Source organism: Ruegeria sp. BHSC029, assembly GCF_059613085.1.
In genome coordinates, this window is the sequence record NZ_JBXWRU010000004.1 from 514,658 (window position 1) to 536,085 (window position 21,428).

A 21,428-nucleotide genomic window follows, 5' to 3' on the forward strand; every position below is an offset into this window, starting at 1 on the left:
GTGCAACCATTGCCCGATCGCACTGCCAATTACCAGTTTCAAACAGAACTGTAGGTGAGGAACAGATAGATCGCGCCCGCCTGCAGAGCCGCAATGGCAAACAGCAGAGTCGTCAGCCGCTTTTTTCGGGTCTTGTGCCCGAATATCCAGCGACCCAGCAAAGCTGCGGGGCTGCCGCCCAACAGCGCCAGTCGCAAAAGCCACTTCTCCGGGACACGCCGCCTGCGTCGGATCGCCCGCAGCTTGTCCCAGCCGAACACCAGAAAAGTCAACGCGTTGATGGCCCAGAAATACAGAATGACGATCCACATTCCGCAGCCATAGCGTGGAAGGATCAGGATCGGTAGTGAAAAATCTCTTGGAATTTTCACCGATTCGGGACATCGTGAAAAATGTGACGTAAATTTCATGAATCGGGGGTGGTAGCGTGAACGACCAGGCCCATATTGCTGCGACGCTGGGGGCGGACATTCGCGCGCTGCGCAAGGCGCGCGGGCTGACGCTGACCGATATCGCTTCGCGGTTGGACCGGTCGGTGGGCTGGCTCAGCCAGGTCGAGCGCGATTTGTCCGCTCCGTCGATCTCGGATCTACGCCTGATCGCGGAATGCCTCGGCGTGCCGATGTCGATGCTGTTCGCCCATACCGGCGTTCTGGCCGGGGAACAGGGCTATGTGGTGCGCGCCGGTTCGCGCCGGCCGATGGGGTCGGGCGAGGAAGGGCTGATCGAGGAATTGCTGTCGCCTGACCTGACCGATGATTTCGAGATGGTGCATTCCACTTTTGAGCCCCATTCCCGGATGCAGACCCCGGCCAACCGTCCGACGCAGGAGGTTGGATACATGATCTCGGGCCGTCTCGACCTTACGATCGGAGGCCGAAATTTCACCGTCGGCGTCGGGGACAGCTTTCGGATCAAGCACGAACCCTATCAATGGGCGAACCCTTACGACGAACCCGCCGTGGCCGTCTGGGTGATCGCTCCGCCGGTGTACTGATGAGCTTTGAGGCCTGGACCATATTCGCACTGTTCTGGGTGGTGTTCGTGACCACGCCGGGTCCGAATGCGGTGAATTGCATCTCGAACGGGATGAGCCTGCCATTTCCCAAGGCAATGCTTGGGGTTCTGGCGATCCTGACCCAGGCCAGCGCTTTTCTGATCCTGTCGGCTCTGGGGGTGACAGCCCTGATCGCGGCCTCGCCAACCGGGTTTTTCGTGGCCAAGCTGATCGGGGCGGGGTTCCTGATCTGGATGGGACTCCGGGGGTGGATGAACGCCGCGCGTCCCGCGCCGGCCAGCCAGCGCCCGGCCCGCCATGTCTACCTCCATGCCTTGGCTGTCGCCACGATCAATCCAAAGAGCGTCGCAGGTTACCTGGCCGCGTTTTCCCAGTTCGTGCAGCCTGATGTGCCGATCTGGCAGCAAATGGCGATCATCATGCCGACGGCGCTGATCATCACGACGCTCAGCTACACCGGGTTCACACTGTTGGGTGCGGTGATGGGGCGGGCGGCGCTGGGCGCCGTGTTCAACGTCTGGGTGCGCCGCATCATGGCCACCTGTTTCATCATCTATGGCGTCCTGCTGGGAACCAGCGCGGCACCTGCAGGAAAAGGATAGAGCCATGCAAAAAGGATCGTGCCTTTGCGGTTCGGTGGCCTTCACAATCAACGGAGAGCTGTCACCGCCCTCGGCCTGCCACTGTGGGCAATGCCGTCGGCAGTCAGGGCATTATTGGGCCTCGACCGCGACCCACCAGGACAACCTGACCCTGAACAGCAGCGATACGCTGGGATGGTTTCAGGCTTCGGACACGGCCCGGCGTGGTTTCTGCAAGGCATGCGGAAGCTTTCTGTTCTGGCAGCACAAGGACGAAGACACGATTTCGGTTTCGATGGGGGCTCTGGACCAACCCACTCAGTTGAAACTGGCCCGCCACATCTTCGTGGCGGACAAGGGCGACTACTACGACATCACGGATGAACTGCCCCAAAGGGCACAATGACAGGGATCTAGAAACATGAGCGATTTTCCGACCAAGGCCCGCGTGGTCATCATCGGTGGCGGCGTCGTAGGGGCGTCCTCGCTGTACCATTTGGCCAAAAAGGGCTGGACCGACTGCGTTCTGCTGGAAAAGAACGAGCTGACCGCAGGTTCAACCTGGCACGCGGCCGGCAACGTGCCGACCTTCTCGACCTCGTGGGCGATCATGAACATGCAGCGCTATTCGACCGAGCTGTATTCGCGCCTTGGCGAAGAGGTCGACTACCCGATGAACTACCACGTGTCCGGCTCGATCCGTCTGGCGCACAGCAAAGAGCGGATGCAGGAGTTCCAGCGGGCCATGTCGATGGGCCGCTACCAGGGAATCCCGATGGAAATGTGGACGCCGGAGCAGGCCAAGGAACGCTACCCGTTCCTGGAAACTCATGATCTTGAGGGCGTTCTGTATGACCCGACCGATGGGGACATCGACCCTGCGCAGCTGACCCAGGCGCTGGCCAAGGGCGCACGCGACATGGGGCAGAAGATCATCCGGTTCTGCCCGGCCACCGGCGTGACCCAGCATGACGACGGCACCTGGACCGTCCACACCGAAAAAGGCGACATCGACTGCGACTATGTCGTCAACGCGGCCGGCTACTACGCGCAGCGCGTGGGCGAATGGTTCAAACCCTTTGGCGGCCGCACCGTGCCCGCGATGGTCATGAGCCACCAGTACCTGCTGACCGACGAGATCCCCGAGGTCGAAGCCTGGTCCAAGGAAAACGGTGGCAAGCTGCCGCTGCTGCGCGACGTGGATATCTCCTACTACCTGCGACAGGAAAAGCACGGCTTCAACCTTGGCCCATACGAGCCCAACTGCAAGGGCCACTGGATGACCGAGGACGACCCGATGCCTGAGGATTTCAGCTTTCAGCTGTGGAACGACGATCTGGACCGGATCGAGGACATCGTCACTGACGCGATGGAGCGTGTGCCGCTGATGGCGACCTCGGGCGTGGGCCGCGTGATCAACGGGCCGATCCCCTATGCGCCCGACGGCCTGCCGCTGATCGGGCCGATGCCCGGCGTCAAGAACGCCTTCGAGGCGCATACCTTCACCTTCGGCATCGCCCAAGGCGGCGGTGCAGGCAAAGTGCTGGCCGAATGGATCGTGGATGGCGCCACCGAATGGGATATGTGGGCCGTCGATCCGCGCCGCTACACCGATTACACCGATCAGGACTACTGCAACCAGAAGGGCATGGAGGTCTACGGCAACGAATACGCCATGCACTTCCCGCATCACGAATGGCCCGCCGCGCGCGACAAGAAGCTGTCGCCCGTGCATGCCAAGGTCAAGGAACTGGGCGGCGTCATGGGCGTCTACAACGGCTGGGAGCGCGCCAACTGGTTCGCGCAGCCGGGCGATGACACCTCCGAGGAAAGCACCCACACTTGGGGCCGCTCAGGCCCGTGGGAGCAGCGGATCAAGGAAGAATGCGAGGCCGTGCGCGACCATTGCGGCGTGCTCGACCTGCCGGGTTTCTCGCGCTTCGTCGTCAAGGGCGAAGGCGCGGCCGAGGCGCTGCGCGGGCTGGTCACCGGCGGCCTGCCCAAGGTGGGGCGGATCAACCTCGTCTACATCGCCGACAATCGCGGCCGCATCCTGACCGAGATGTCCTGCATGCGCCTGGGCGAGGATGAGTTCGTGATGATCACCGCCGCCACCGCGCAATGGCACGACCGCGACATCCTGATGAACGCAATGCCCGCGGGCGTCACGGTCGAGGACGTGACCACCACCCGCGACACGCTGATCGTGACCGGTCCGAAATCGCGTGAGATCCTGTCGGGTCTGACCGATGCCGACCTCTCGCTGGGTTGGCTGACCCATCAGGCGGCCACCGTGGCCGGACAGCCCGCCCACCTGATCCGCGTGTCCTTTGCCGGTGAACTGGGCTGGGAGGTGCATGCGCTCAACGAGCACATGCCCGCGATCTATGACGCGATCCTTGCCGCCGGGGCCAAGCCGTTCGGCATGTATGCGCTGAACAGCCTGCGCATCGAAAAGGGATACCGCGCGTGGAAGGGAGATCTCAGCACCGACTACTCGCTGCTCGAAGGCGGGCTGGAGCGCTTCGTCAAGTTCGACAAGCCGCAGGATTTCCCCGGCAAGACCGCGTTGCTGGCGGAAAAGCAGCGTGGAGTGAAGAAGTCTTTCGTTACTCTGGTCGTCGAGGCCGGTGACTACGATGCGCCTTACATGTCCTGCATCTGGCAGGGCGATCAGATCGTGGGCGAGACTACGTCGGGCGCCTGGGGCTATCGTGTCGGCAAGTCCGTCGCGCTGGGCATGATCAAGGCCGATCTGGCCAACCCGGGCACCGAGCTCGAGGTGGAAATCTACGGCGAAAAGTGTCGCGCCGTGGTACAGGAGGATCAGCCGCTGTGGGATCCCGCAAACGAGCGGCTGCGCGCCTGACACAAGGAGGCCCATATGCGCCCGCGATATTCCAAGCAGGGACCCGGTGAGGGTCCCAACTATGACTGGGAGAATAACCATACCTTCGTGAAGGTTTCCGGTCAGGACACGGGCGGGGCCTACACCCTGATGGAAGACAACTTGAAGGCCAGCTTCGCGCTTGGCCTTCATCGCCACGACAGCCACGCCGAGACTTTCTATTTCCTTGAGGGCGCCGTGGATTTCTACGTCGACGGAGATTGGCACCTGTGCACGCCGGGCACCACCATGCATGTTCCGCCGGGTGTGCCGCATGCCTGCCGCGTCGCCGACAACAAACCGGCACGAATGCTCATGATCTTTCAACCCTCCGGGTTTGACGGTTTCCTTGCGGAACTGGCAACCATGACCCAGGCAGATTTTGAGGACGAGGCCAAGATGGCCGATCTGAACGCCCGCTACGACATCGTGCCGATGGGGCCGGTGCCGCCCCATCCCGACGACCAGATCTGAGAAGCCAGCGAAATGAATGCTCCAAAGACGATGTGCGGTGTCTATCTGACAGGTCACGGTGGCCCCGAAGTTTTGGAATGGCGCGAGAATATTCCGGTTCCGGTACCCGGGCCCGGGCAGGTTTTGGTCCGCGTGGCTGCGGCGGGCGTCAACAACACCGACATCAACACGCGGATCGGATGGTATTCCTCGGACGTCACCGGCGCGACGGACGCGGTTGACCAAGAGGTCGAAGCCGGCGGGTGGGGCGGCGCGCTGTCCTTTCCCCGCATTCAAGGCGGAGATCTTTGCGGCATAGTCGAGCAGATCGGGCCGGGTGCCGGCTTCAAACCGGGGCAACGCGTGACCTGCCCGATCAACCTGCCGCGCCCGCGCCCGGGTAACCCGACAGGCTTCATCGCGCTTGGGTCCGAGATCGACGGGGCTTTTGCGCAATACTGCCTGCTCGAGGCGGATGACCTCTACGACGTGACCGCCTCACCGCTGTCGGATGTGGAAATCGCCGCCATCCCCTGTGCGTTTGGCACGGCCGAGAACCTGTTGACCCGCGCCTGCGTGACGGCCGGGCACAAGGTGCTGATCACCGGCGCCTCGGGCGGCGTCGGGCTGGCGGCCGTGCAATTGGCAGCCTTGCGGGGAGCAACCGTCTGGGCGGTGACCAGTGCGGCCAAGGCCGAAGTGGTGCGGGCGCAGGGTGCGGCTGGGACGTTCGACCGCGACACGCCGCTGCCGCCGGACAGCTTTGACGTGGTGATCGACGTAGTCGGCGGCCCGGCCTTTCCCGGACTGATCCGGACGCTGAAGCCGGGCGGCCAATATGCCGTGTCCGGGGCCATCGCCGGCCCGATCGTGCAGGCCGACCTGCGCGAGATCTACCTGCGTGACATCACGATCCACGGCTGCACCCATCAGGCTTTCGAGGTCTTCGGCCGACTGGTCGAGTTGATGAACGCGGGTCGGATCAAGCCGTTGATTTCCAAGACTTACACGCTGCGCGAGATCGTCCAGGCGCAGACGGACTTTCAATCAAAGACCCTGCCCGGAAAGCTGGTTCTCATACCGTAAGGAGGCACCGAGATGGCAGACATCACGCTGTTGGATGGTTCGATCGGTCAAGAGCTGGTCAAACGTCGTGGCGAACAGCCAACCGCCTTGTGGTCAACCCGCGTAATGATCGACGAGCCGGGGTTGGTCGGAGACATCCATCGGGATTATTTTGACCGCGGGGCAACCGTCGCGACGACAAACACCTACGCCGTGCACCGCTCTCGCCTCGTACGAGCGGGGATCGAGGACCAGCTGGAGCAACTCATTGATGCGGCTCTGACACAGGCCGAACTGGCGCGCGATGGGCGGGTGGGACGTATCGCCGGCGCGCTGGGCCCCTTGCTGGCCACCTATCGCCCCGATCTGAACCCCGATCCCGACGAGGCCGCGCAGAAATTCGCGGAACTGGTGCGATTGATGCAGAACCGGGTGGACCTGCTCCTGATCGAAACCGTCTCGTCCGTGACCGAGGCCGAAGGCGCGCTGCGTGGAACTGAAGGCTGTGGCAAGCCGGTCTGGCTGGCCCTGTCGGTCATGGACGAGGACGGTACGCGGCTGAGGTCGGGCGAACCGCTAGGCGCGATCGCGCCACTGGTCAAGCGCTTCGATCCCCAGGCGGTTCTGATCAATTGCACCCGACCCGAGGCGGTGCCCGCGGCGCTGGAGATCCTTGCGGAACTTGAAAAGCCCTACGGTGCCTACGCGAATGGTTTCACCCGGATTTCCGACGGCTTCCTGAAAGACGCTCCGACAGTCGACGCGCTGGAGGCGCGCCACGATCTGGACCCGTCGGCCTATGCCGTACATGCGATGAGTTGGGTTGACCAAGGGGCCACGATCATCGGTGGATGCTGCGAAGTGGGCCCTGAGCACATCGAAGCTTTGGCCAACGCCCTGCGCTCGGCCGGGCACAGGATCGTGTGAGTGGCGGGTATGGCGGAGAAACCGGACCCTGGAAAACCCGAAGGCGTCAAGGCGCAGTGGCATTTTGACATCATCACCGCGCCGGGCTTCGTTCTGCTGGAACTGGCGTCGGTGGTGGATGTGCTGCGTCTTGCCAATCGGGTTTGCCCGCACCCGCCGTTCACTTATGCCTATCGGTCGCTCAAGGGAGGGACCATCGTCAGTAGCAGCGGCGCCAGCATTCCGACCCAGCCCGTTACGCGCCAACCGGACGCCGACTATCTGTTCGTGATCGGCAACACCGACCCGGACCAGCCCGAGCTGTCGCTGGGCCGGGTTGTGTCCGACTATACCTATCGCGGTGCGCAGGTCTTTTTGCTGGCCGAGGCCGCCAGCCGATACATCGACGAACACGGAACGCCCGACATGGCAACACATTGGGAAAACGCGTCGATCTTCCGCGAACGCGGTGCCCGGTTCGAGGCTAAGCTTTCGATCGCGACCGAGCAGGGCCCGGTCGTGACCTGCGCGGGAATGGGGGCCACGGCCGATATTGCTTTGGCGGTGATCGGGCGTCACATCTCGGGGCCGGCCAAGATGACGGTGGCTGACATCATGCTGCACGAACACATCCGCGACTTTTCGTCGTTGCAGCCGTTTTCGGGCGCCAAGACGACAACGACTGGGGACGCCCGACTGGATCAGTGCATCAAGTTGATGCAGGCCAATATCGAAGATCCGTTGCCCATCAATCAACTGGTCGAAGAGCTTGGAATGTCGAACCGCTCGCTGGAGCGCAAATTCAAAACGTTTTTTGGCACCACACCGAATGGGTTCTACCGGGAGATGCGGTTGGCCAAGGCCAACAACCTGCTTTTGAATACCACTATGAGCGTGCGTGAAATCGGCCTCGCCTGCGGCTTTCCCAACGGGTTCTCATCCGTCTACAGAAGCTTTTTCGGGATCACGCCATTCGCTCTGCGCCGCCAGAAACGCCAATCGGCGCTGCGGTGATTTTTGTGCCGCAGTTGACGTTTTTGCTGCATTTTTTGTCGCCTGTTCGTGGCACTCTTATGCCGACTCGAGATTGGAGACTTCGGAATGGTTGATCTTCCCAGCAAGGCCCGCGTGGTGATCATCGGTGGCGGTGTGATCGGATGCTCGGTGGCCTATCACCTGACCAAGAAAGGCTGGAACGACGTTGTTCTGCTGGAGCGCAAGCAGCTGACCAGCGGCACGACATGGCACGCGGCCGGCCTGATCGCCCAACTGCGCGCCACCGCGAACATGACCAAACTGGCGAAATACAGCCAGGAACTCTATGGCGCGCTCGAGGAGGAAACCGGCGTCGCCACCGGCTTCAAACGCTGTGGCTCGATCACCGTGGCGCTGACGGATGAGCGCAAGGAAGAGATCTACCGCCAGGCCGCCATGGCCCGCGCCTTCGGGGTCGAGGTCGAGGAGATCTCGAACGAGCGGGTGGCCGAGCTTTATCCGCATCTGAATCTGGATGGGGTCAAGGGCGCCGTCTATCTGCCGCTGGACGGCCAGGGCGACCCGGCCAATATCGCGCTGGCGCTGGCCAAGGGTGCCCGTCAGCGCGGCGCCGTCGTCAAGGAACGGGTCAAGGTCACCGAGATCGCAAAGCAGGGCCGCAAAGTTACCGGCGTCGACTGGGTGGCGGATGATGGCAGCGCCTCGGGCCATATCGAGTGTGACATGGTGGTCAACTGCGCCGGCATGTGGGGGCATCAGGTGGGGCGCATGGCGGGCGTGAACGTTCCGCTGCATGCCTGCGAGCATTTCTACATAGTGACAGAGGGCATCGACGGCCTGACCCAGCTTCCGGTTCTGCGGGTGCCGGACGAATGCGCCTATTACAAGGAGGACGCCGGGAAAATCCTGCTGGGCGCCTTCGAGCCCAACGCCAAGCCCTGGGCGATGGACGGCATCCCCGACAGTTTCGAGTTCGACCAACTGCCCGAGGATTTCGACCATTTCGAACCGATCCTCGAGGCCGCCTGCAACCGCATGCCGATGCTGGCCGAGGCGGGCATCCATACCTTCTTCAACGGGCCGGAATCCTTCACTCCCGACGACGCCTATCACCTTGGCCTTGCGCCCGAGATGGACAATGTCTGGGTCGCCGCTGGGTTCAACTCGATCGGGATCCAGTCTGCGGGCGGCGCGGGAATGGCGCTGGCGGAATGGATGGACTCGGGTGAAAAACCCTTTGACCTGGGCGACGTGGACATCAGCCGGATGCAGCCATTCCAGGGCAACAAGCAGTATCTATTCGAGCGGTCCAAGGAAACGCTGGGCCTGCTCTATGCCGACCACTACCCCTATCGGCAAAAGGCCACGGCGCGCGGCGTGCGCCGGACGCCGTTCCACCACCACCTGAAAGAAAACGGGGCCGTCTTTGGCGAGCTGGCCGGCTGGGAGCGCGCGAACTGGTTTGCCAATGAGGGGCAGGAACGCGAATACCGCTACAGCTGGAAGCGCCAGAACTGGTTCGAGAACTCGGCCGCCGAACACCGCGCAGTGCGCGAGAACGTGGGCATGTATGACATGTCCTCGTTCGGAAAAATTCGGGTCGAAGGCCCCGATGCCCAGGCTTTCATGAACTATATCGGTGGCGGCGACTACGCGGTTCCAAACGGCAAAATCGTCTACACCCAATTCTTGAACCGGCATGGCGGGATCGAGGCAGACGTGACCGTGACCCGCCTTTCCGAGACCGCCTATCTGGTCGTGACCCCGGCGGCGACGCGACTGGCCGACCAGACGTGGATGATGCGTCATTCGGGCAATTTCAATGTGGTCATCACCGATGTCACGGCCGGCGAAGGCGTTCTGGCGGTGATGGGCCCCAACGCGCGGACCTTGCTTGAAAAAGTTTCGCCCAACGACTTCTCGAACACGGCAAACCCATTCGGCACCGCGCAGGAAATCGAGATCGGAATGGGCCTGGCACGCGTTCACCGCGTGACCTATGTGGGCGAACTTGGGTGGGAGGTCTACGTGTCGTCGGATATGGCCGGCCACGTTTTCGAAACGCTGCACGAGGCTGGGCAGGACATGGGCCTGAAGCTGTGCGGCATGCACATGATGGACAGCTGCCGGATCGAAAAGGGCTTCCGTCACTTCGGCCATGACATCACCTGCGAAGATCACGTTGTGGACGCCGGTCTCGGCTTTGCCGTCAAGGTGGACAAGGGATGTGATTTCATCGGCCGAGATGCGGTGATTGCCCGCAAGGACAGCGGCCCCCACAGCCGGCTGGTGCAATTCAAGCTGACTGACCCTGAACCGCTGCTGTTCCACAACGAACCGATTATCCGAGATGGCGAATATGTGGGCTACATCAGCTCAGGAAACTATGGCCACACTTTGGGTGGCGCGATCGGCATGGGTTATGTCCCCTGCAAGGGCGAAAGCGCGGCCGACGTGCTGTCCTCGACATACGAGATTGACGTCTGCGGAGTAAAGATCCGCGCCGAGGCGTCGCTCAAACCCATGTACGATCCGAAATCCGAACGTGTGAAGGTCTGATGGCGGGTTGGGCGCGTTGCTCCTATGCAATTGCATAGCGCCGGATGGAGGTTCTTGACGAGGCCTCTGTCTGGCCAAGACTTTACCGGAAAACCAAGCATAGCCGAACATGGTTCTGCCGGTCGCACACCGGACGATAGGGCCGCCGACCCATCACAATTCGTTATGAGCGTCTTCAAGCTTTTCTGAGTTTCAATGGCAAGGGACTTTGCCTAAAGACGGGGGGTATCAGCTGGAGACCATTCATGGCCGAGCGCCCGACCCAAGCCCAGAACACGGATTCGCCAAAAGGCCTTGCGCTGGCTGTTACGGCGTATGTCCTTTGGGGTTTTCTGCCGCTCTACATGAAGGCAATGGCGCATATCGGTCCCGTCGAAATCGTGGCGCATCGCATCATCTGGTCGGTGCCGGTGGCCGGGCTGTTGCTGGTCGCGCTGGGGCGAACCGGTGATCTGAAGGTGGCGCTGCGCGATCCGCGCATGTTGGGAATGGCATCCCTGACGGCGGCCCTGATTTCGGTGAACTGGGCTATCTACGTCTGGGCGATCGCCAGTGGCAACGCTCTGGACGCGGCGCTGGGGTATTATATCAACCCGCTGTTCAGCATAGCGCTGGGAGCGATCCTGCTACGCGAGTCCCTGACCCGAACACAGTTGATTGCCGTGGGGCTTGCCGCCTTGGGCGTTCTGGTTCTGGTGGTCGAGGCCGGCCGTCTGCCATGGGCGGCGCTGGGGTTGATGGTCAGCTGGGGATTTTACGCGTTCTTCAAGCGCTCGTTGCCCATCGGACCAAACCAGGGATTTCTGCTTGAGGTTCTGATTTTGCTGGTTCCCGCGCTGGCTTATGTGACCTGGTTGGGCGCGAAGGGTACCGGACATTTTGGAGGCGCCGCAACAGATACCATGCTGTTGGCCGGGGCAGGTATCGTGACCGCCGTTCCGCTTCTGGTCTATGCCAACGGGGCCAAGCTGGTGCGGCTTTCGACCATGGGTATCCTGCAGTACATCGCGCCGACCATGATATTCATCACGGCGATCACGCTGTTTGGTGAGCAGATCGACCGCGGGCGCATGATTGCCTTTCCGCTGATCTGGGCCGCACTGGTAGTGTATTCAGTGCCCATGATCCGTCAGGTGCGCGGTCAGACCTGATCGAGGATCATTCGCGCGGCCTGCTCTGCCCAAAGCCGATAGGCTTTGGGGCTTGGGTGATAGCCGTCCACAGCCGCCAGGGCCGGATCGTCGGGCAGGTGCAGCGCCAAATGCCGGGCCTTTGGGAAGCTCGCGATCACCTCTCTCAGCCCTTCGTCAAGGCGCGCGGATTGGCGTCCCAAAATCCATGCCAAGGGCTTTGGTAGCGCCGGGAACCGATCCATCTGCGGGACGCCCGTCACGATCACAGTCCGCACGCCCAGATCGACGGAAAGCAAGCGCATCAACTCGGCCTGTTGACGTTTGAACCGGTTGCAGGTCACGGCTCGGGTGACGTCGTTGACGCCCAAGGCCGTAACAGCCGCGTCAAACTGGCCTTCGATCCTGCGCAGGTCTTCGATCGCGTTACCGGTCGTGTGGCCGGTCGTTGCGACAAGGCGCCACTCAACGCTGAACTGGCGGCTGAGCAGTTTCACCAACTGGCCCGACAGCGCCTGTTCCTGAGTGCCAGCCCCAACACCTGCGGCGGAACTGTCGCCGGTGATCAGCAGGCGCAGTCTCGGCCCGCGGCCTTGCCGGCCCTCACGCGCACCAGCAGGTTCGGGCAGCTGCACGGCCCCTCGTCGCACCATCAGAGCCTGTACCGCCAGCACCGGCAGCAGCGCAACTCTCAGAAGCTGATCGGCGGCAATGGGCACGGGTGGCTCAGCTCAAAGCGTTCCGAAATTCCAGGAACCGGGGATCTTTCATGACGCGCGCCATCATGGCCTCGCGCAGGGCGCCAACGGTCTTGTAGGGACGCATGGCGACTTCGAATGTCTGAATCAGCCCGTCATCGTTGAGCTTGATCAGGTCAACGCCAACAGCGTCCAGTTCACCCACCTTGCATTGAAACTCCAATGCCCAGTCTTTGCCATCGCCCATGATCCGGCGGTAGCGAAACTCGGAAAATACCTGTCCAACATGACCCAATACCGCCGCCACCGGGGCGCGGCCTGTCCAGGTGCTGTAGTAGGTCGGCGGAAGGAACTGCACGTCTTCGGCCAGCAATTCATGGATCAGGCTCTCGTCGCCCTTGGCGACCACTTCCTGCATTCGTTCGATCGTCGGGTGCATGTCATCTCCTCTGCCTGGCGCGAGAGTTGCCGAGAAGCCTTCTCATCGCAAGGACGACGTTGCGAGAGGCGGCACCCTGCGATAGGCAGCCCGCATGAGCGATACCTATGATCCCCCCAAAACGCCGCTGGACGTGCTGCACGAGGATGCGCAGGTGATCGTGGTGAACAAGCCGGCGGGCCTGCTGTCGGTGCCTGGCCGGGGAGAGCACCTGGCCGATTGTCTGCTGGCCCGTGTGCAGGCCGCATTCCCGCAGGCCTTGCTGGTCCACCGGTTGGACCGCGATACCTCAGGCGTCATGATCTTTGCCCAGACCCCGCACGCCCAACGATATCTGGGACAGCAATTCGAAAACCGGCAGACACGAAAAACCTACGTCGCCCGCGTGTGGGGCCGGCTGGAACCCAAAACCGGCACGGTAGACTTGCCGTTGATCGTGGATTGGCCCAACAGGCCGCGCCAGATGGTGTGCCACGAGACTGGAAAGCCGGCAGTCACGGATTGGCGGGTCGTCCGGTACGACGGGGACACCACCCGCGTTCGCCTGTTTCCAAAAACCGGTCGCTCGCACCAGTTGCGGGTTCATATGCAGGCACTGGGCTATCCGATCCTGGGCGACCCGTTCTATGCCGAAGGACCGGCGCGCGATTTCCCCAGGCTGATGCTTCATTCCGAGGAATTGCGCGTCAAACACCCCGAGGATGGCATATCGATGAAATTTCGCGCTGTGCCGGATTTCTGAGCGCCTTGGGGGCGGCGGGTATTCGCCGATCTCACGTTTTTGTCGCTTGAGCCTGTTTGTGTCAGGCGTGCTATAATCACGTCAAACACGTAACCCGGAAAAACGGGTGCAGGAGCAGAAGGTGAACCCATGAAAATTTCCAGATTCTTGCTGCAGGTCGGGCTGAGCGCCGCATTTGTGCTGGGGGCCTGTACCGACCCCGGTACATTGCGGGTTCAGGACGACCCGAACCAGAACGCCAAGCAGGGAGCGTTGCTGGGCGGTCTGATTGGCGCCGGAGTTGGTGCCATCGCCAATGACTCGAACCCTGGGCTGGGTGCCGTTGCGGGTGCGGCCATCGGTGCTGCCGGCGGCGGGTTGATCGGCAACCAGTTGGACCGGCAGGCAGCCGAACTGCGTCAGAAACTGGCCAATGACGGTATCACGATCGTCAACGCCGGAGACCGGCTGATCGTCACGGTTCCGAATGACATCACCTTCGACACCGACAGCGCCACGGTCCGGCCTGCGCTGAGGGCGGATCTGGTCCGCGTGGGGCAAAACCTGGTGAACTATCCCAACTCGAACGTACAGATCATCGGGCACACCGACAGCGATGGTGAAGCCGGCTACAATCAGATCCTGTCCGAACGCCGCGCCAACGCGGTGGCGGATGTTCTGCAGGCCAATGGCGTCAGCTATGCGCGTATCGCCACGATCGGCCGCGGTGAAAACCAACCGATCGCCTCGAACCTGACGCCCGAGGGCAAGGCGCAGAACCGCCGGGTCGAGATCGTGATCGTGCCAAGCGGCAACGCCTGAGCCGATCAACAGCCAACTGCCGGGGGCCGCCGCGAGCGGCCCCTTTCTTTTTTGCACACTGACTGCGCGTCAGGCGGGCTATGGTTTGCGGTCGGGATGACTAAACTGCAGCCGAAACACATGACGGAGATATCCTGATGTCCGAACCGATCCTTCTGGGCCTGTCCGGCTCGTTGCGGCAGAACGCCACCAATCGACGCCTGATCCGTGAAGCGGCGCGCCTGTTCGGCGCGGGAACGTTCATCGAAGCTGATCTGAACCTGCCGCTCTATGATGGAGATGCTGAGGAGGCCGACGGGATCCCGGCCGAAGTTCAGATCCTGGCGGATCAGATCGCCGGTGCCCATGCGGTGGTCATTTCCACTCCGGAATACAACAAAGGGCCGTCAGGCGTTCTGAAGAACGCTCTGGACTGGGTCAGCCGGACCAAGGGCAATCCCTGGGCCGACAAACCGGTTGCGGTGATGTCAGCAGCGGCGGGCCGGGCCGGAGGCGAACGGGCGCAGATGATCCTGCGGTCGTTCATGGTGCCGTTTCAGCCGCGCATCCTGCAGGGCCCCGAATTTCATCTGGCCGACAGCTCGAACGAGTTCGACGATTCAGGTCGGTTGCGCAGCGACCGGTACGAACGGACGCTGGGCCAGTTGATGGAGAAGCTGCGGACCGAAGCAGGTTTCTGAGCCTTGTCCGGCTGGCCGAACCTGCTTAGGGTGCGGCCATGACGGATCAAGTTTCCTCGGAAATTCAGCACGACGTGATGGACGCTGCCCGGGCGGCGGCGTTTCAGGTGGCGTTAGGGCAGGCACCTTCGATCGGGATGGGCACGTCGCTGCCGCCGTTCTTTCACCAGCTGTATTTCTGGTCGCCGCGCCCGCCCGAGGGCTTGGGGCGCGACGGCCATCCCGTGGTGGGCGAAGGGCTCGTCCCCGACCTCGGTCTTCCGCGTCGGATGTGGGCCGGTGGGCGATTACGGTTCGCCGCTCCGCTGATTGCTGGCACACCAGCCGAACGCCGCTCGACCTTGAGCAATGTGAGCACCAAAACTGGACGGACCGGGCCCTTGGGGTTTGTGACCCTCAAGCACGAAATCTGGCAGGACGATACGCTGTGCCTGACCGAATGGCAGGACCTTGTTTATCGCGAGGATCCGTCGGCCGATGCACCAAAACCAGAGGCCTCGGTTGCCCGGACGGACGAAACAGACCTGCGCCAGGTCGCGTTCGACACCACGCTGCTGTTTCGGTACTCGGCGCTGACTTTCAATGGCCACCGCATCCACTATGACCTTGACTATGCCCGCGATGTCGAAGGCTATGCCGGGCTGGTGGTTCATGGACCGCTTCTGGCGCAGCATCTGATGCTGCTCGCCACTGATCTCATGGGGCCGCTGGCCGAGTTTTCCTTTCGCGCGTCCTCTCCGCTGATGCATCTCGAGGCTGCCACGCTGTGCCGAAACGGGAACGATTTTTGGGTCCGCGGTCCTGACGGTCGGCAGTGCATGCAGGCCGTGGCCCTTCCACGATCACAGTGACGCCTCGGGGCGGAAGCCTTCGGGGATCGAATCCTGTCCGTCCAGTACAAGGTCTGCCATGATCTCGGCCACCTTTGGGGCCATGCCGAACCCGATCTTGAAGCCGCCATTGGCAATGAACTGGCCCTTGTGCAGCGGGTGTGCGCCCAGCATTGGCGCTCGGCTCTTGCTGCGGGGGCGGACCCCGGCCCAACGCTCGATCACCTCCGCGCCGTGTAGAACAGGAACCGCCTGCAACGCGCGCTGGATCACATCGTCAAGCGCAGCATCGGTGCCGGTCGGGTCGTCATAGTCCCGCTCGGACGTCGAGCCGATGGCCAGTGTCCCGTCGGCGTGGGGCACGAAATGGATCGACTCCGCAAACAGCTGCGGCACCTGGCCCGCGTCGAACCGCAGCAGTGCCGCCTGTCCCTTGACCCCGTTTCCGACCGCCTTGCCGAAAGCATCGGACAGCTCCAACAGGCCGGACACCCCGGTCGCATGAATGACTGCCCCGGTGTCCGGGGCCTCGGGCACGACCTCAACCCCCATCACGGCCAGCGCGGCCACCAGCGCGGCGCAGGCCCGGCGTGGATGCATGCGTGCACTCAACGTATCGTGGATGACGAATCCCGTTGCGCTGGGCGGGCACCATGATCCGACCGAGCGCGCCTCGACCACGGTCCATTCAGCCCGACCCTGCCAAAGGTCGCGGGCCGAGGCCGCACGCTGATGCGCCAGGTCGAGGTTCTTTGGGTCGTTGATGGGCTGGATCCGCCCCAGACGCGCATAGCCGGGCGAAACGCCGCCGGTGGCCTCCACCTGTCGCCAAAACGGTTCGGCCATCAGCAGGCTTTCGAATTGGAATGCTTTCTTGTCGTTCCAGTTTTCCGGAACGTGCGGGGCAAGGGCACCCACCAGCCCGCCGCTGGACCCTGAACCAGCGCCGTAGGGATCGACGACCCGGACCCTGGCGCCACGTCGCGCACAGGTCCAGGCGATGGACAGGCCGAATATCCCAGCCCCGCGGATCGTCACATCGACCATTGCCAATCCCCTTTTCCTTGTTCAGTGTCGCGCCGCTTAGCTACAGGAATTCCCGATGGCAGACCAGCGCGCCAAATTGTCGTGGAGGGATGAGACAGTCCCTGTTTCTGATCGTTTCGACGACCCCTATTTCAGCCTTCAGAACGGACTGGAGGAGACCCGTCATGTCTTTTTGCAAGGCAACGATCTGCCCGCTCGCTTTGCCCCCGGTTTTCACATCGCCGAGCTGGGGTTCGGAACCGGACTGAACATGCTGACCGCTTGGTCGGAATGGGAGAAGTCCGGACAATCGGGTCCGCTGACGTTCACCAGTTTCGAAGCCTTTCCGATGGCCCCTGCCGATATGAAGCGCGCGCTTGCGGCCTTTCCCGAGCTGGCGCCCTGGGCCGACCGGTTCCTTGACCGATGGCAGGGTGGCGGCTGTGATTTGGACACGCTGCGTCTGACCGTGATCGAAGGTGATGCCCGCCAGACCCTGCCCCTTTGGGACGGGCTCGCCGATGCCTGGTTCCTGGATGGGTTCTCGCCCGCCAAGAACCCCGAGCTGTGGCAGCCGGAACTGATGCGGCAAGTGGCGGTCCATACAGCGCCCGAAGGGACGGCTGCCACCTATACCGCAGCCGGGTTTGTGCGGCGAGGGTTGCAGGATGCCGGGTTTTCGGTATCCCGCGCGCCGGGATACGGCCGAAAACGGCACATGACGCGGGCGACCAAGGCATGACCCAGACAAACAACGTGCGGGCGGGTATTGCCCTGATGATCGCGGCCACGATCGTGTTTGCGCTGCAGGACGGCATCTCGCGCCATCTGGCAGGCACGTACAACACCTACATGGTGGTCATGCTGCGATATTGGTTCTTTGCAGCTTTCGTGATTGCCTTGGCGGCGCGTGCACCCGGTGGTCTGGCGGCCGCCGCCAGGACGCGGCAACCGGGCCTGCAGATTCTGCGCGGTCTGCTGCTTGCCGGCGAGATCTGCGTCGCCGTCTACGGCTTTACCATTCTCGGTCTGATCGAGAGCCAGGCGGTGTTCATCTGCTATCCGCTTCTAGTCGCCGCGCTCAGCGGGCCGGTGCTCGGCGAGAAGGTCGGCTGGCGGCGCTGGTCGGCCATCGGGGTCGGATGCGTTGGCGTGCTGATCATTCTGCAGCCCGGCATGGGCGTTTTCAATCCGTGGGCAGTGATCCCCTTGATCTCGGCGCTGATGTTTGCGTTCTACGGTCTGCTGACCCGCTATGCTGCACGTCAGGACAGCACCGCAACCAGCTTCTTCTGGACCGGGATCGTCGGAGCATTGGTCATGACCTGCATCGGCCTGTGGTTCTGGGAGCCGATGGTGCCGCGGGATTGGTTCTGGATGGGGCTGCTGTGCATTACCGGCGTTCTGGGGCATTGGCTGCTGATCAAGTGCTACGAGATGGCAGAGGCCAGCGCGGTACAGCCCTTTGCCTATTTCCACCTGATGTGGAGCGCAATTCTGGGCATCACGATCTTTGACGAGACCCTGCACCCCGCGGTGGTCGCGGGGGCGGGGCTGGTGGTGGCGGCGGGTCTGTTTACCCTATGGCGCGAACGCCGACAGGGTTGATCCGACCAGCTCCTGCGAGAAGGGGATCGGCAGCGCGGGTTTGCCCAGCCTTGCGCGGTAGACAGGCAGGCTCTCGGTCACCCGCATCACATAGTTGCGGGTCTCGTTGAAGGGGATCGTCTCGATCCAGTCGACGATATCCACCGCGCCGGTTCGCGGGTCGCCGTAGCGGTCCATCCATGAGTTCGGGCGATTGGGGCCGGCATTGTAACCTGCGGCCATCATCACGACGTTGCCGTTGAATTCGGCAGCCAGCCCGGCCAGATAGTTTGCCCCCAGTTTGGCGTTGTATCGCCAATCCGAGGTCAAACGTCCCGTCTGATGACCGCTGAGGATGCCCAGTTCCTGCGCGACCAGCTTGGCGGTCGCAGGCATCACCTGCATTAGGCCGCGCGCGCCCGCACCGCTGATCACGACCGGGTCGAATTCGCTTTCGCGGCGTGCGATGGCCAGGGTCATTTCCTTGGCCATGGGCAATCCGATATCCGCAACGGGATGGACCGGGTAATACGCCGCGGGCAATACGACTCCATTCGTCGCGGCCCGTTTGGCGATCATTACCGCCAGATGCGGCTCCTTCAACTCGACCGCCAGATCACCCAGCTGGCCGGCCTGCACCGGATCCAGGCTTTCGACCAGGTGCGTCAGGAACCGTTCGCCCAATTCCGGCTCGCCAGCTCGTATCAGCAGCAGCCCCGCCTCAAGCACACTGGACTTGGCGAACTCGGCTTGTTTCCAATGGGGCGCCCGGCGCGGGTTGGCCAGGTCGCTGTCAAATGGCCGTCCGATCTGTTCTGCAGCCAACAGGCCATAGAACGAGGTCTGGTAGTCGGCGCCGATTGCATAAGCCTCGTAGGCTTTCTCGGCGTTTCCGGTTGCGGCGTAGGCCCGGCCCAACCAATACCCGCCCCGACCCATCGAGATCGGAGACTTCACAGCCCCCAGGAAGTTCTGGAAATGCCGAACGGCTGTGGCCGGGTCGTTCAGCTTGCGCAAAGCCAGGAAACCCGACAGCCACTCGAGGTCGGCATAACCATATCCCATCTCGGGTGTCATGTGGTGATTGGCAGCGATGGCATAGGCCCGGTTCGCATCACCCTGACGCATTTCCAGCCGAGCCAGCCTCCGTCGCCCTTCGGCCCACTTGTCGGGTTCGCCCAGTGCCTGCGGGCTGGTCGAGCGCGCCAGCATCAGATCAATGGCGCTGTCGTCCAGCTCTTTGCGGTCCCGCCATACGAACCGGTCAAAGGCCAGCCCCGGATCATCGGCAAGCGCCTTCGGAACGGCGGCAACCTTGCTATCCACGCCGGGTTGGCGCTTTTGCAGGGCGATCCGCGCTTCGGCCAGTTTGCGATAGTCTTCGCTGACCAGTGGCAGCATCTGGGCCGAGCTGATCAGATGACCATCCCACAGCATTCGGTCCAGACGAGCCTCGTGATGCGGTTTCAGCAGTGACCCGAAGTTTTGAACGTAGTCCTGCTGCAAGCCCGAGCCCATCGGCATCGTCCGCCAGGCAGTGACGATATCCGCCTCGGCCTCACCGGTTCGGCCTTTGGCCTTCAGTGCCACGGCATAGTTCAGAGCTCCTTCGGCAGTCTGTGGCGGGTTGTCCTTGTAGAACTTCAGCACCCGGTCCGGGTCCGCGCCGGTAAAGGACGGCTCGCTTTTGCGGCGCAGCCAGGCAAGGCCCGGCCAATCGGGCCGCCGGTCCAGAAAGACCAGAACATCGCCCGAGCTGCCGAACCCTTGGCGCAGCCAGTGCCACACGATGATGTCGCGCGCGACCGAGCCGCGGGTGCCGGCCACGCGCAAGGCGGCGTTCCAGTCGCCTTTGCGCATTTCGGACATTGCGGCCCGAAGATCGGACACCGCATCGGCCCGCACGGCCTGAGTTTGAAGCGTCAAAGCTAGAATCATCGTCGCGATCAGCGACAGAATCCGTGTCATCCCTTGCATTTCCCGACCAACCGAGGATACAGCCATTCAGGATAAACCTTGCGCCGCCGGGATCAACTCAAGAAACCTAAATTCGTGTCGGCCCGCGACGCACATCACACGTTTGAACCTCAAGGAGCGTTCCATGTTCAAAGGCTCGATGCCAGCTCTCGTCACCCCGTTCCGCAACGGCGAGTTGGACTTGGATACGCTCAAACAATTGGTGGAATGGCAGATTGCCGAAGGGTCGACCGGTCTGGTGCCCGTCGGCACGACCGGCGAGAGTCCGACGCTGAGCCACGAGGAACACGAAACCGTAGTGGCCGAGGTGGTCAAGGCCGCCGCGGGGCGCGTGCCGGTCATCGCCGGGGCCGGGTCGAACAACACGGTCGAAGCCATCCGGTTCGTGCGATTCGCACAGAAAGTGGGTGCGGATGCGGCGCTGGTCGTCACGCCCTACTACAACAAGCCGACTCAGAAAGGTCTGTTGTCGCATTTTCGGGCACTGCATGACTGTGCGGATATTCCGATCATCATCTACAACATCCCGGGCCGCTCGGTCATCGACATGAACCCGGACACCATGGGTGCGCTGGCGCAACTGCCTCGGATCATCGGTGTCAAGGACGCCACGGGCGATCTTGCCCGCGTCAGCCAGCAGCGCGCTTCCTGCGGCAAAGACTTCTGCCAGCTTTCTGGTGAGGACGCGACGGCCCTGGGTTTCAACGCTCATGGTGGCGTCGGCTGTATCTCGGTCACCGCAAACGTGGCCCCCAAGCTGTGCGCCGAGTTCCAGCAGGCGACCCTGTCGGGCGACTATGCGGCGGCGCTGGAGTATCAGGATCGGTTGATGCCGCTGCACGAGGCCATATTCATCGAACCGGGCCTGGTGGGTGCGAAATACGCGCTCAGCAAACTGGGACGCTGCACCGAAGAAGTGCGGTCGCCGCTGACGACGCTGGAAGACAGCACAAAAGCCGCGATTGATGCCGCGATGGAGCATGCGGGCCTGATCTGATCAGTCGTGTTCCGAAAGAAATCGGGCGGTGTCCGGGAGAACCGGCACCGCCCTTT

Annotated in this window: 22 protein-coding genes; 17 read left to right on the forward strand and 5 right to left on the reverse strand. The window is 62.5% G+C overall.

Annotated features, from left to right (window positions below; all coding sequences use genetic code 11):
• Positions 1-38: 38 nt before the first annotated feature.
• Positions 39-371 (reverse strand): DUF1294 domain-containing protein, encoded by a 333-nt coding sequence (locus AC2FML_RS12615; RefSeq protein ID WP_496783392.1) that lies wholly within the window; start codon positions 369-371, stop codon positions 39-41.
• A 56-nt stretch (positions 372-427) separates the two neighbouring features.
• Here AC2FML_RS12615 and AC2FML_RS12620 point away from each other — a divergent pair, with 56 nt between their 5' ends.
• From AC2FML_RS12620 to rarD, 10 genes are all read left to right on the forward strand, one after another.
• Positions 428-997, forward strand: coding sequence for a helix-turn-helix domain-containing protein (locus AC2FML_RS12620; protein ID WP_170447727.1), 570 nt, complete (start codon positions 428-430; stop codon positions 995-997).
• Positions 997-1,620, forward strand: a complete 624-nt coding sequence (locus tag AC2FML_RS12625; RefSeq protein ID WP_170525756.1) for a LysE family translocator — start codon at positions 997-999, stop codon at positions 1,618-1,620. The genes AC2FML_RS12620 and AC2FML_RS12625 overlap by 1 nt, the downstream gene beginning before the upstream one ends.
• Before the next feature lie 4 nt (positions 1,621-1,624).
• Positions 1,625-2,005 (forward strand): GFA family protein, encoded by a 381-nt coding sequence (locus AC2FML_RS12630; protein ID WP_170342302.1) that lies wholly within the window; start codon positions 1,625-1,627, stop codon positions 2,003-2,005.
• 15 nt (positions 2,006-2,020) lie between these two features.
• Positions 2,021-4,468 carry a GcvT family protein gene (locus tag AC2FML_RS12635; RefSeq protein WP_496783395.1) on the forward strand — a complete coding sequence of 816 codons (2,448 nt, stop codon included), beginning with the start codon at positions 2,021-2,023 and terminating at the stop codon, positions 4,466-4,468.
• A gap of 15 nt (positions 4,469-4,483) precedes the next feature.
• Positions 4,484-4,960 carry a cupin domain-containing protein gene (locus AC2FML_RS12640; protein WP_496783397.1) on the forward strand — a complete coding sequence of 159 codons (477 nt, stop codon included), beginning with the start codon at positions 4,484-4,486 and terminating at the stop codon, positions 4,958-4,960.
• A 12-nt stretch (positions 4,961-4,972) separates the two neighbouring features.
• Complete coding sequence (locus AC2FML_RS12645) at positions 4,973-6,025, forward strand: alcohol dehydrogenase family protein (RefSeq protein ID WP_496783399.1); 1,053 nt, start codon at positions 4,973-4,975, stop codon at positions 6,023-6,025.
• A gap of 12 nt (positions 6,026-6,037) precedes the next feature.
• A complete protein-coding gene (locus tag AC2FML_RS12650) occupies positions 6,038-6,931 on the forward strand; it encodes a homocysteine S-methyltransferase family protein (RefSeq protein ID WP_496783401.1) in 894 nt (297 codons plus the stop codon).
• A 9-nt stretch (positions 6,932-6,940) separates the two neighbouring features.
• Positions 6,941-7,924 carry a GlxA family transcriptional regulator gene (locus AC2FML_RS12655; RefSeq protein ID WP_496783403.1) on the forward strand — a complete coding sequence of 328 codons (984 nt, stop codon included), beginning with the start codon at positions 6,941-6,943 and terminating at the stop codon, positions 7,922-7,924.
• A gap of 87 nt (positions 7,925-8,011) precedes the next feature.
• On the forward strand, positions 8,012-10,465 hold the full coding sequence (locus tag AC2FML_RS12660) for a GcvT family protein (protein WP_496783405.1): 2,454 nt from the start codon (positions 8,012-8,014) through the stop codon (positions 10,463-10,465).
• A gap of 245 nt (positions 10,466-10,710) precedes the next feature.
• Positions 10,711-11,616: an EamA family transporter RarD gene (rarD, locus tag AC2FML_RS12665; RefSeq protein ID WP_496783407.1), complete on the forward strand. Its 906-nt coding sequence runs from the start codon at positions 10,711-10,713 to the stop codon at positions 11,614-11,616.
• Here the strand turns inward: rarD and AC2FML_RS12670 are convergent.
• Positions 11,607-12,314, reverse strand: a complete 708-nt coding sequence (locus AC2FML_RS12670; protein ID WP_496783409.1) for an SGNH/GDSL hydrolase family protein — start codon at positions 12,312-12,314, stop codon at positions 11,607-11,609. The two genes, rarD and AC2FML_RS12670, sit on opposite strands and share 10 nt — an antisense overlap.
• A 7-nt stretch (positions 12,315-12,321) precedes the next feature.
• Positions 12,322-12,732 (reverse strand): nuclear transport factor 2 family protein, encoded by a 411-nt coding sequence (locus AC2FML_RS12675; RefSeq protein WP_170360856.1) that lies wholly within the window; start codon positions 12,730-12,732, stop codon positions 12,322-12,324.
• A 94-nt stretch (positions 12,733-12,826) separates the two neighbouring features.
• Between AC2FML_RS12675 and AC2FML_RS12680 the strand changes: the two genes are divergently transcribed.
• The 4 genes from AC2FML_RS12680 to AC2FML_RS12695 all read left to right on the forward strand — a co-directional run bounded on the left by AC2FML_RS12680 (position 12,827) and on the right by AC2FML_RS12695 (position 15,806).
• Positions 12,827-13,474, forward strand: a complete 648-nt coding sequence (locus tag AC2FML_RS12680; RefSeq protein ID WP_496783411.1) for an RluA family pseudouridine synthase — start codon at positions 12,827-12,829, stop codon at positions 13,472-13,474.
• A gap of 129 nt (positions 13,475-13,603) precedes the next feature.
• Positions 13,604-14,275 (forward strand): YiaD family glycine zipper/OmpA-like lipoprotein, encoded by a 672-nt coding sequence (locus tag AC2FML_RS12685; protein WP_496783413.1) that lies wholly within the window; start codon positions 13,604-13,606, stop codon positions 14,273-14,275.
• Between the two features lie 137 nt (positions 14,276-14,412).
• Entirely contained in the window at positions 14,413-14,955 is a 543-nt protein-coding gene (locus AC2FML_RS12690) for an NADPH-dependent FMN reductase (protein ID WP_496783415.1), read from the forward strand.
• Positions 14,956-14,993: 38 nt separating this feature from the next.
• A complete protein-coding gene (locus AC2FML_RS12695) occupies positions 14,994-15,806 on the forward strand; it encodes an HTD2 family dehydratase (RefSeq protein ID WP_496783417.1) in 813 nt (270 codons plus the stop codon).
• On the opposite strand, the gene AC2FML_RS12700 is transcribed toward AC2FML_RS12695, so the two are convergent.
• The gene (locus AC2FML_RS12700) at positions 15,798-16,832 is read right to left on the reverse strand and encodes an NAD(P)/FAD-dependent oxidoreductase (protein ID WP_170369209.1); all 1,035 of its coding nucleotides are present in this window, start codon (positions 16,830-16,832) and stop codon (positions 15,798-15,800) included. The two genes, AC2FML_RS12695 and AC2FML_RS12700, sit on opposite strands and share 9 nt — an antisense overlap.
• Before the next feature lie 55 nt (positions 16,833-16,887).
• Between AC2FML_RS12700 and mnmC2 the strand changes: the two genes are divergently transcribed.
• Both mnmC2 and AC2FML_RS12710 read left to right on the forward strand, forming a co-directional pair.
• The gene (gene mnmC2, locus AC2FML_RS12705) at positions 16,888-17,553 is read left to right on the forward strand and encodes a tRNA (5-methylaminomethyl-2-thiouridine)(34)-methyltransferase MnmC2 (RefSeq protein ID WP_170451349.1); all 666 of its coding nucleotides are present in this window, start codon (positions 16,888-16,890) and stop codon (positions 17,551-17,553) included.
• Entirely contained in the window at positions 17,550-18,419 is an 870-nt protein-coding gene (locus tag AC2FML_RS12710) for a DMT family transporter (protein WP_496783420.1), read from the forward strand. Before mnmC2 ends, AC2FML_RS12710 begins: the two co-directional genes overlap by 4 nt.
• Here the strand turns inward: AC2FML_RS12710 and AC2FML_RS12715 are convergent.
• The gene (locus AC2FML_RS12715) at positions 18,393-20,366 is read right to left on the reverse strand and encodes a lytic transglycosylase domain-containing protein (protein ID WP_496783422.1); all 1,974 of its coding nucleotides are present in this window, start codon (positions 20,364-20,366) and stop codon (positions 18,393-18,395) included. The two genes, AC2FML_RS12710 and AC2FML_RS12715, sit on opposite strands and share 27 nt — an antisense overlap.
• A 133-nt stretch (positions 20,367-20,499) precedes the next feature.
• On the opposite strand from AC2FML_RS12715, the gene dapA reads away from it, so the two are divergent.
• Positions 20,500-21,372, forward strand: a complete 873-nt coding sequence (dapA, locus tag AC2FML_RS12720; protein ID WP_496783424.1) for a 4-hydroxy-tetrahydrodipicolinate synthase — start codon at positions 20,500-20,502, stop codon at positions 21,370-21,372.
• Positions 21,373-21,428: the final 56 nt, after the last annotated feature.

Coding starts and splice junctions, on each gene's coding strand:
- AC2FML_RS12625 (WP_170525756.1), top strand. CDS start 997: ATGAGCTTTGAGGCCTGGACCATATTCGCACTGTTCTGGGTGGTGTTC.
- AC2FML_RS12630 (WP_170342302.1), top strand. CDS start 1,625: ATGCAAAAAGGATCGTGCCTTTGCGGTTCGGTGGCCTTCACAATCAAC.
- AC2FML_RS12635 (WP_496783395.1), top strand. CDS start 2,021: ATGAGCGATTTTCCGACCAAGGCCCGCGTGGTCATCATCGGTGGCGGC.
- AC2FML_RS12640 (WP_496783397.1), top strand. CDS start 4,484: ATGCGCCCGCGATATTCCAAGCAGGGACCCGGTGAGGGTCCCAACTAT.
- AC2FML_RS12645 (WP_496783399.1), top strand. CDS start 4,973: ATGAATGCTCCAAAGACGATGTGCGGTGTCTATCTGACAGGTCACGGT.
- AC2FML_RS12650 (WP_496783401.1), top strand. CDS start 6,038: ATGGCAGACATCACGCTGTTGGATGGTTCGATCGGTCAAGAGCTGGTC.
- AC2FML_RS12655 (WP_496783403.1), top strand. CDS start 6,941: ATGGCGGAGAAACCGGACCCTGGAAAACCCGAAGGCGTCAAGGCGCAG.
- AC2FML_RS12660 (WP_496783405.1), top strand. CDS start 8,012: ATGGTTGATCTTCCCAGCAAGGCCCGCGTGGTGATCATCGGTGGCGGT.
- rarD (WP_496783407.1), top strand. CDS start 10,711: ATGGCCGAGCGCCCGACCCAAGCCCAGAACACGGATTCGCCAAAAGGC.
- AC2FML_RS12675 (WP_170360856.1), bottom strand. CDS start 12,732: ATGCACCCGACGATCGAACGAATGCAGGAAGTGGTCGCCAAGGGCGAC.
- AC2FML_RS12680 (WP_496783411.1), top strand. CDS start 12,827: ATGAGCGATACCTATGATCCCCCCAAAACGCCGCTGGACGTGCTGCAC.
- AC2FML_RS12685 (WP_496783413.1), top strand. CDS start 13,604: ATGAAAATTTCCAGATTCTTGCTGCAGGTCGGGCTGAGCGCCGCATTT.
- AC2FML_RS12690 (WP_496783415.1), top strand. CDS start 14,413: ATGTCCGAACCGATCCTTCTGGGCCTGTCCGGCTCGTTGCGGCAGAAC.
- AC2FML_RS12695 (WP_496783417.1), top strand. CDS start 14,994: ATGACGGATCAAGTTTCCTCGGAAATTCAGCACGACGTGATGGACGCT.
- AC2FML_RS12700 (WP_170369209.1), bottom strand. CDS start 16,832: ATGGTCGATGTGACGATCCGCGGGGCTGGGATATTCGGCCTGTCCATC.
- mnmC2 (WP_170451349.1), top strand. CDS start 16,888: ATGGCAGACCAGCGCGCCAAATTGTCGTGGAGGGATGAGACAGTCCCT.
- AC2FML_RS12710 (WP_496783420.1), top strand. CDS start 17,550: ATGACCCAGACAAACAACGTGCGGGCGGGTATTGCCCTGATGATCGCG.
- AC2FML_RS12715 (WP_496783422.1), bottom strand. CDS start 20,366: ATGACACGGATTCTGTCGCTGATCGCGACGATGATTCTAGCTTTGACG.
- dapA (WP_496783424.1), top strand. CDS start 20,500: ATGTTCAAAGGCTCGATGCCAGCTCTCGTCACCCCGTTCCGCAACGGC.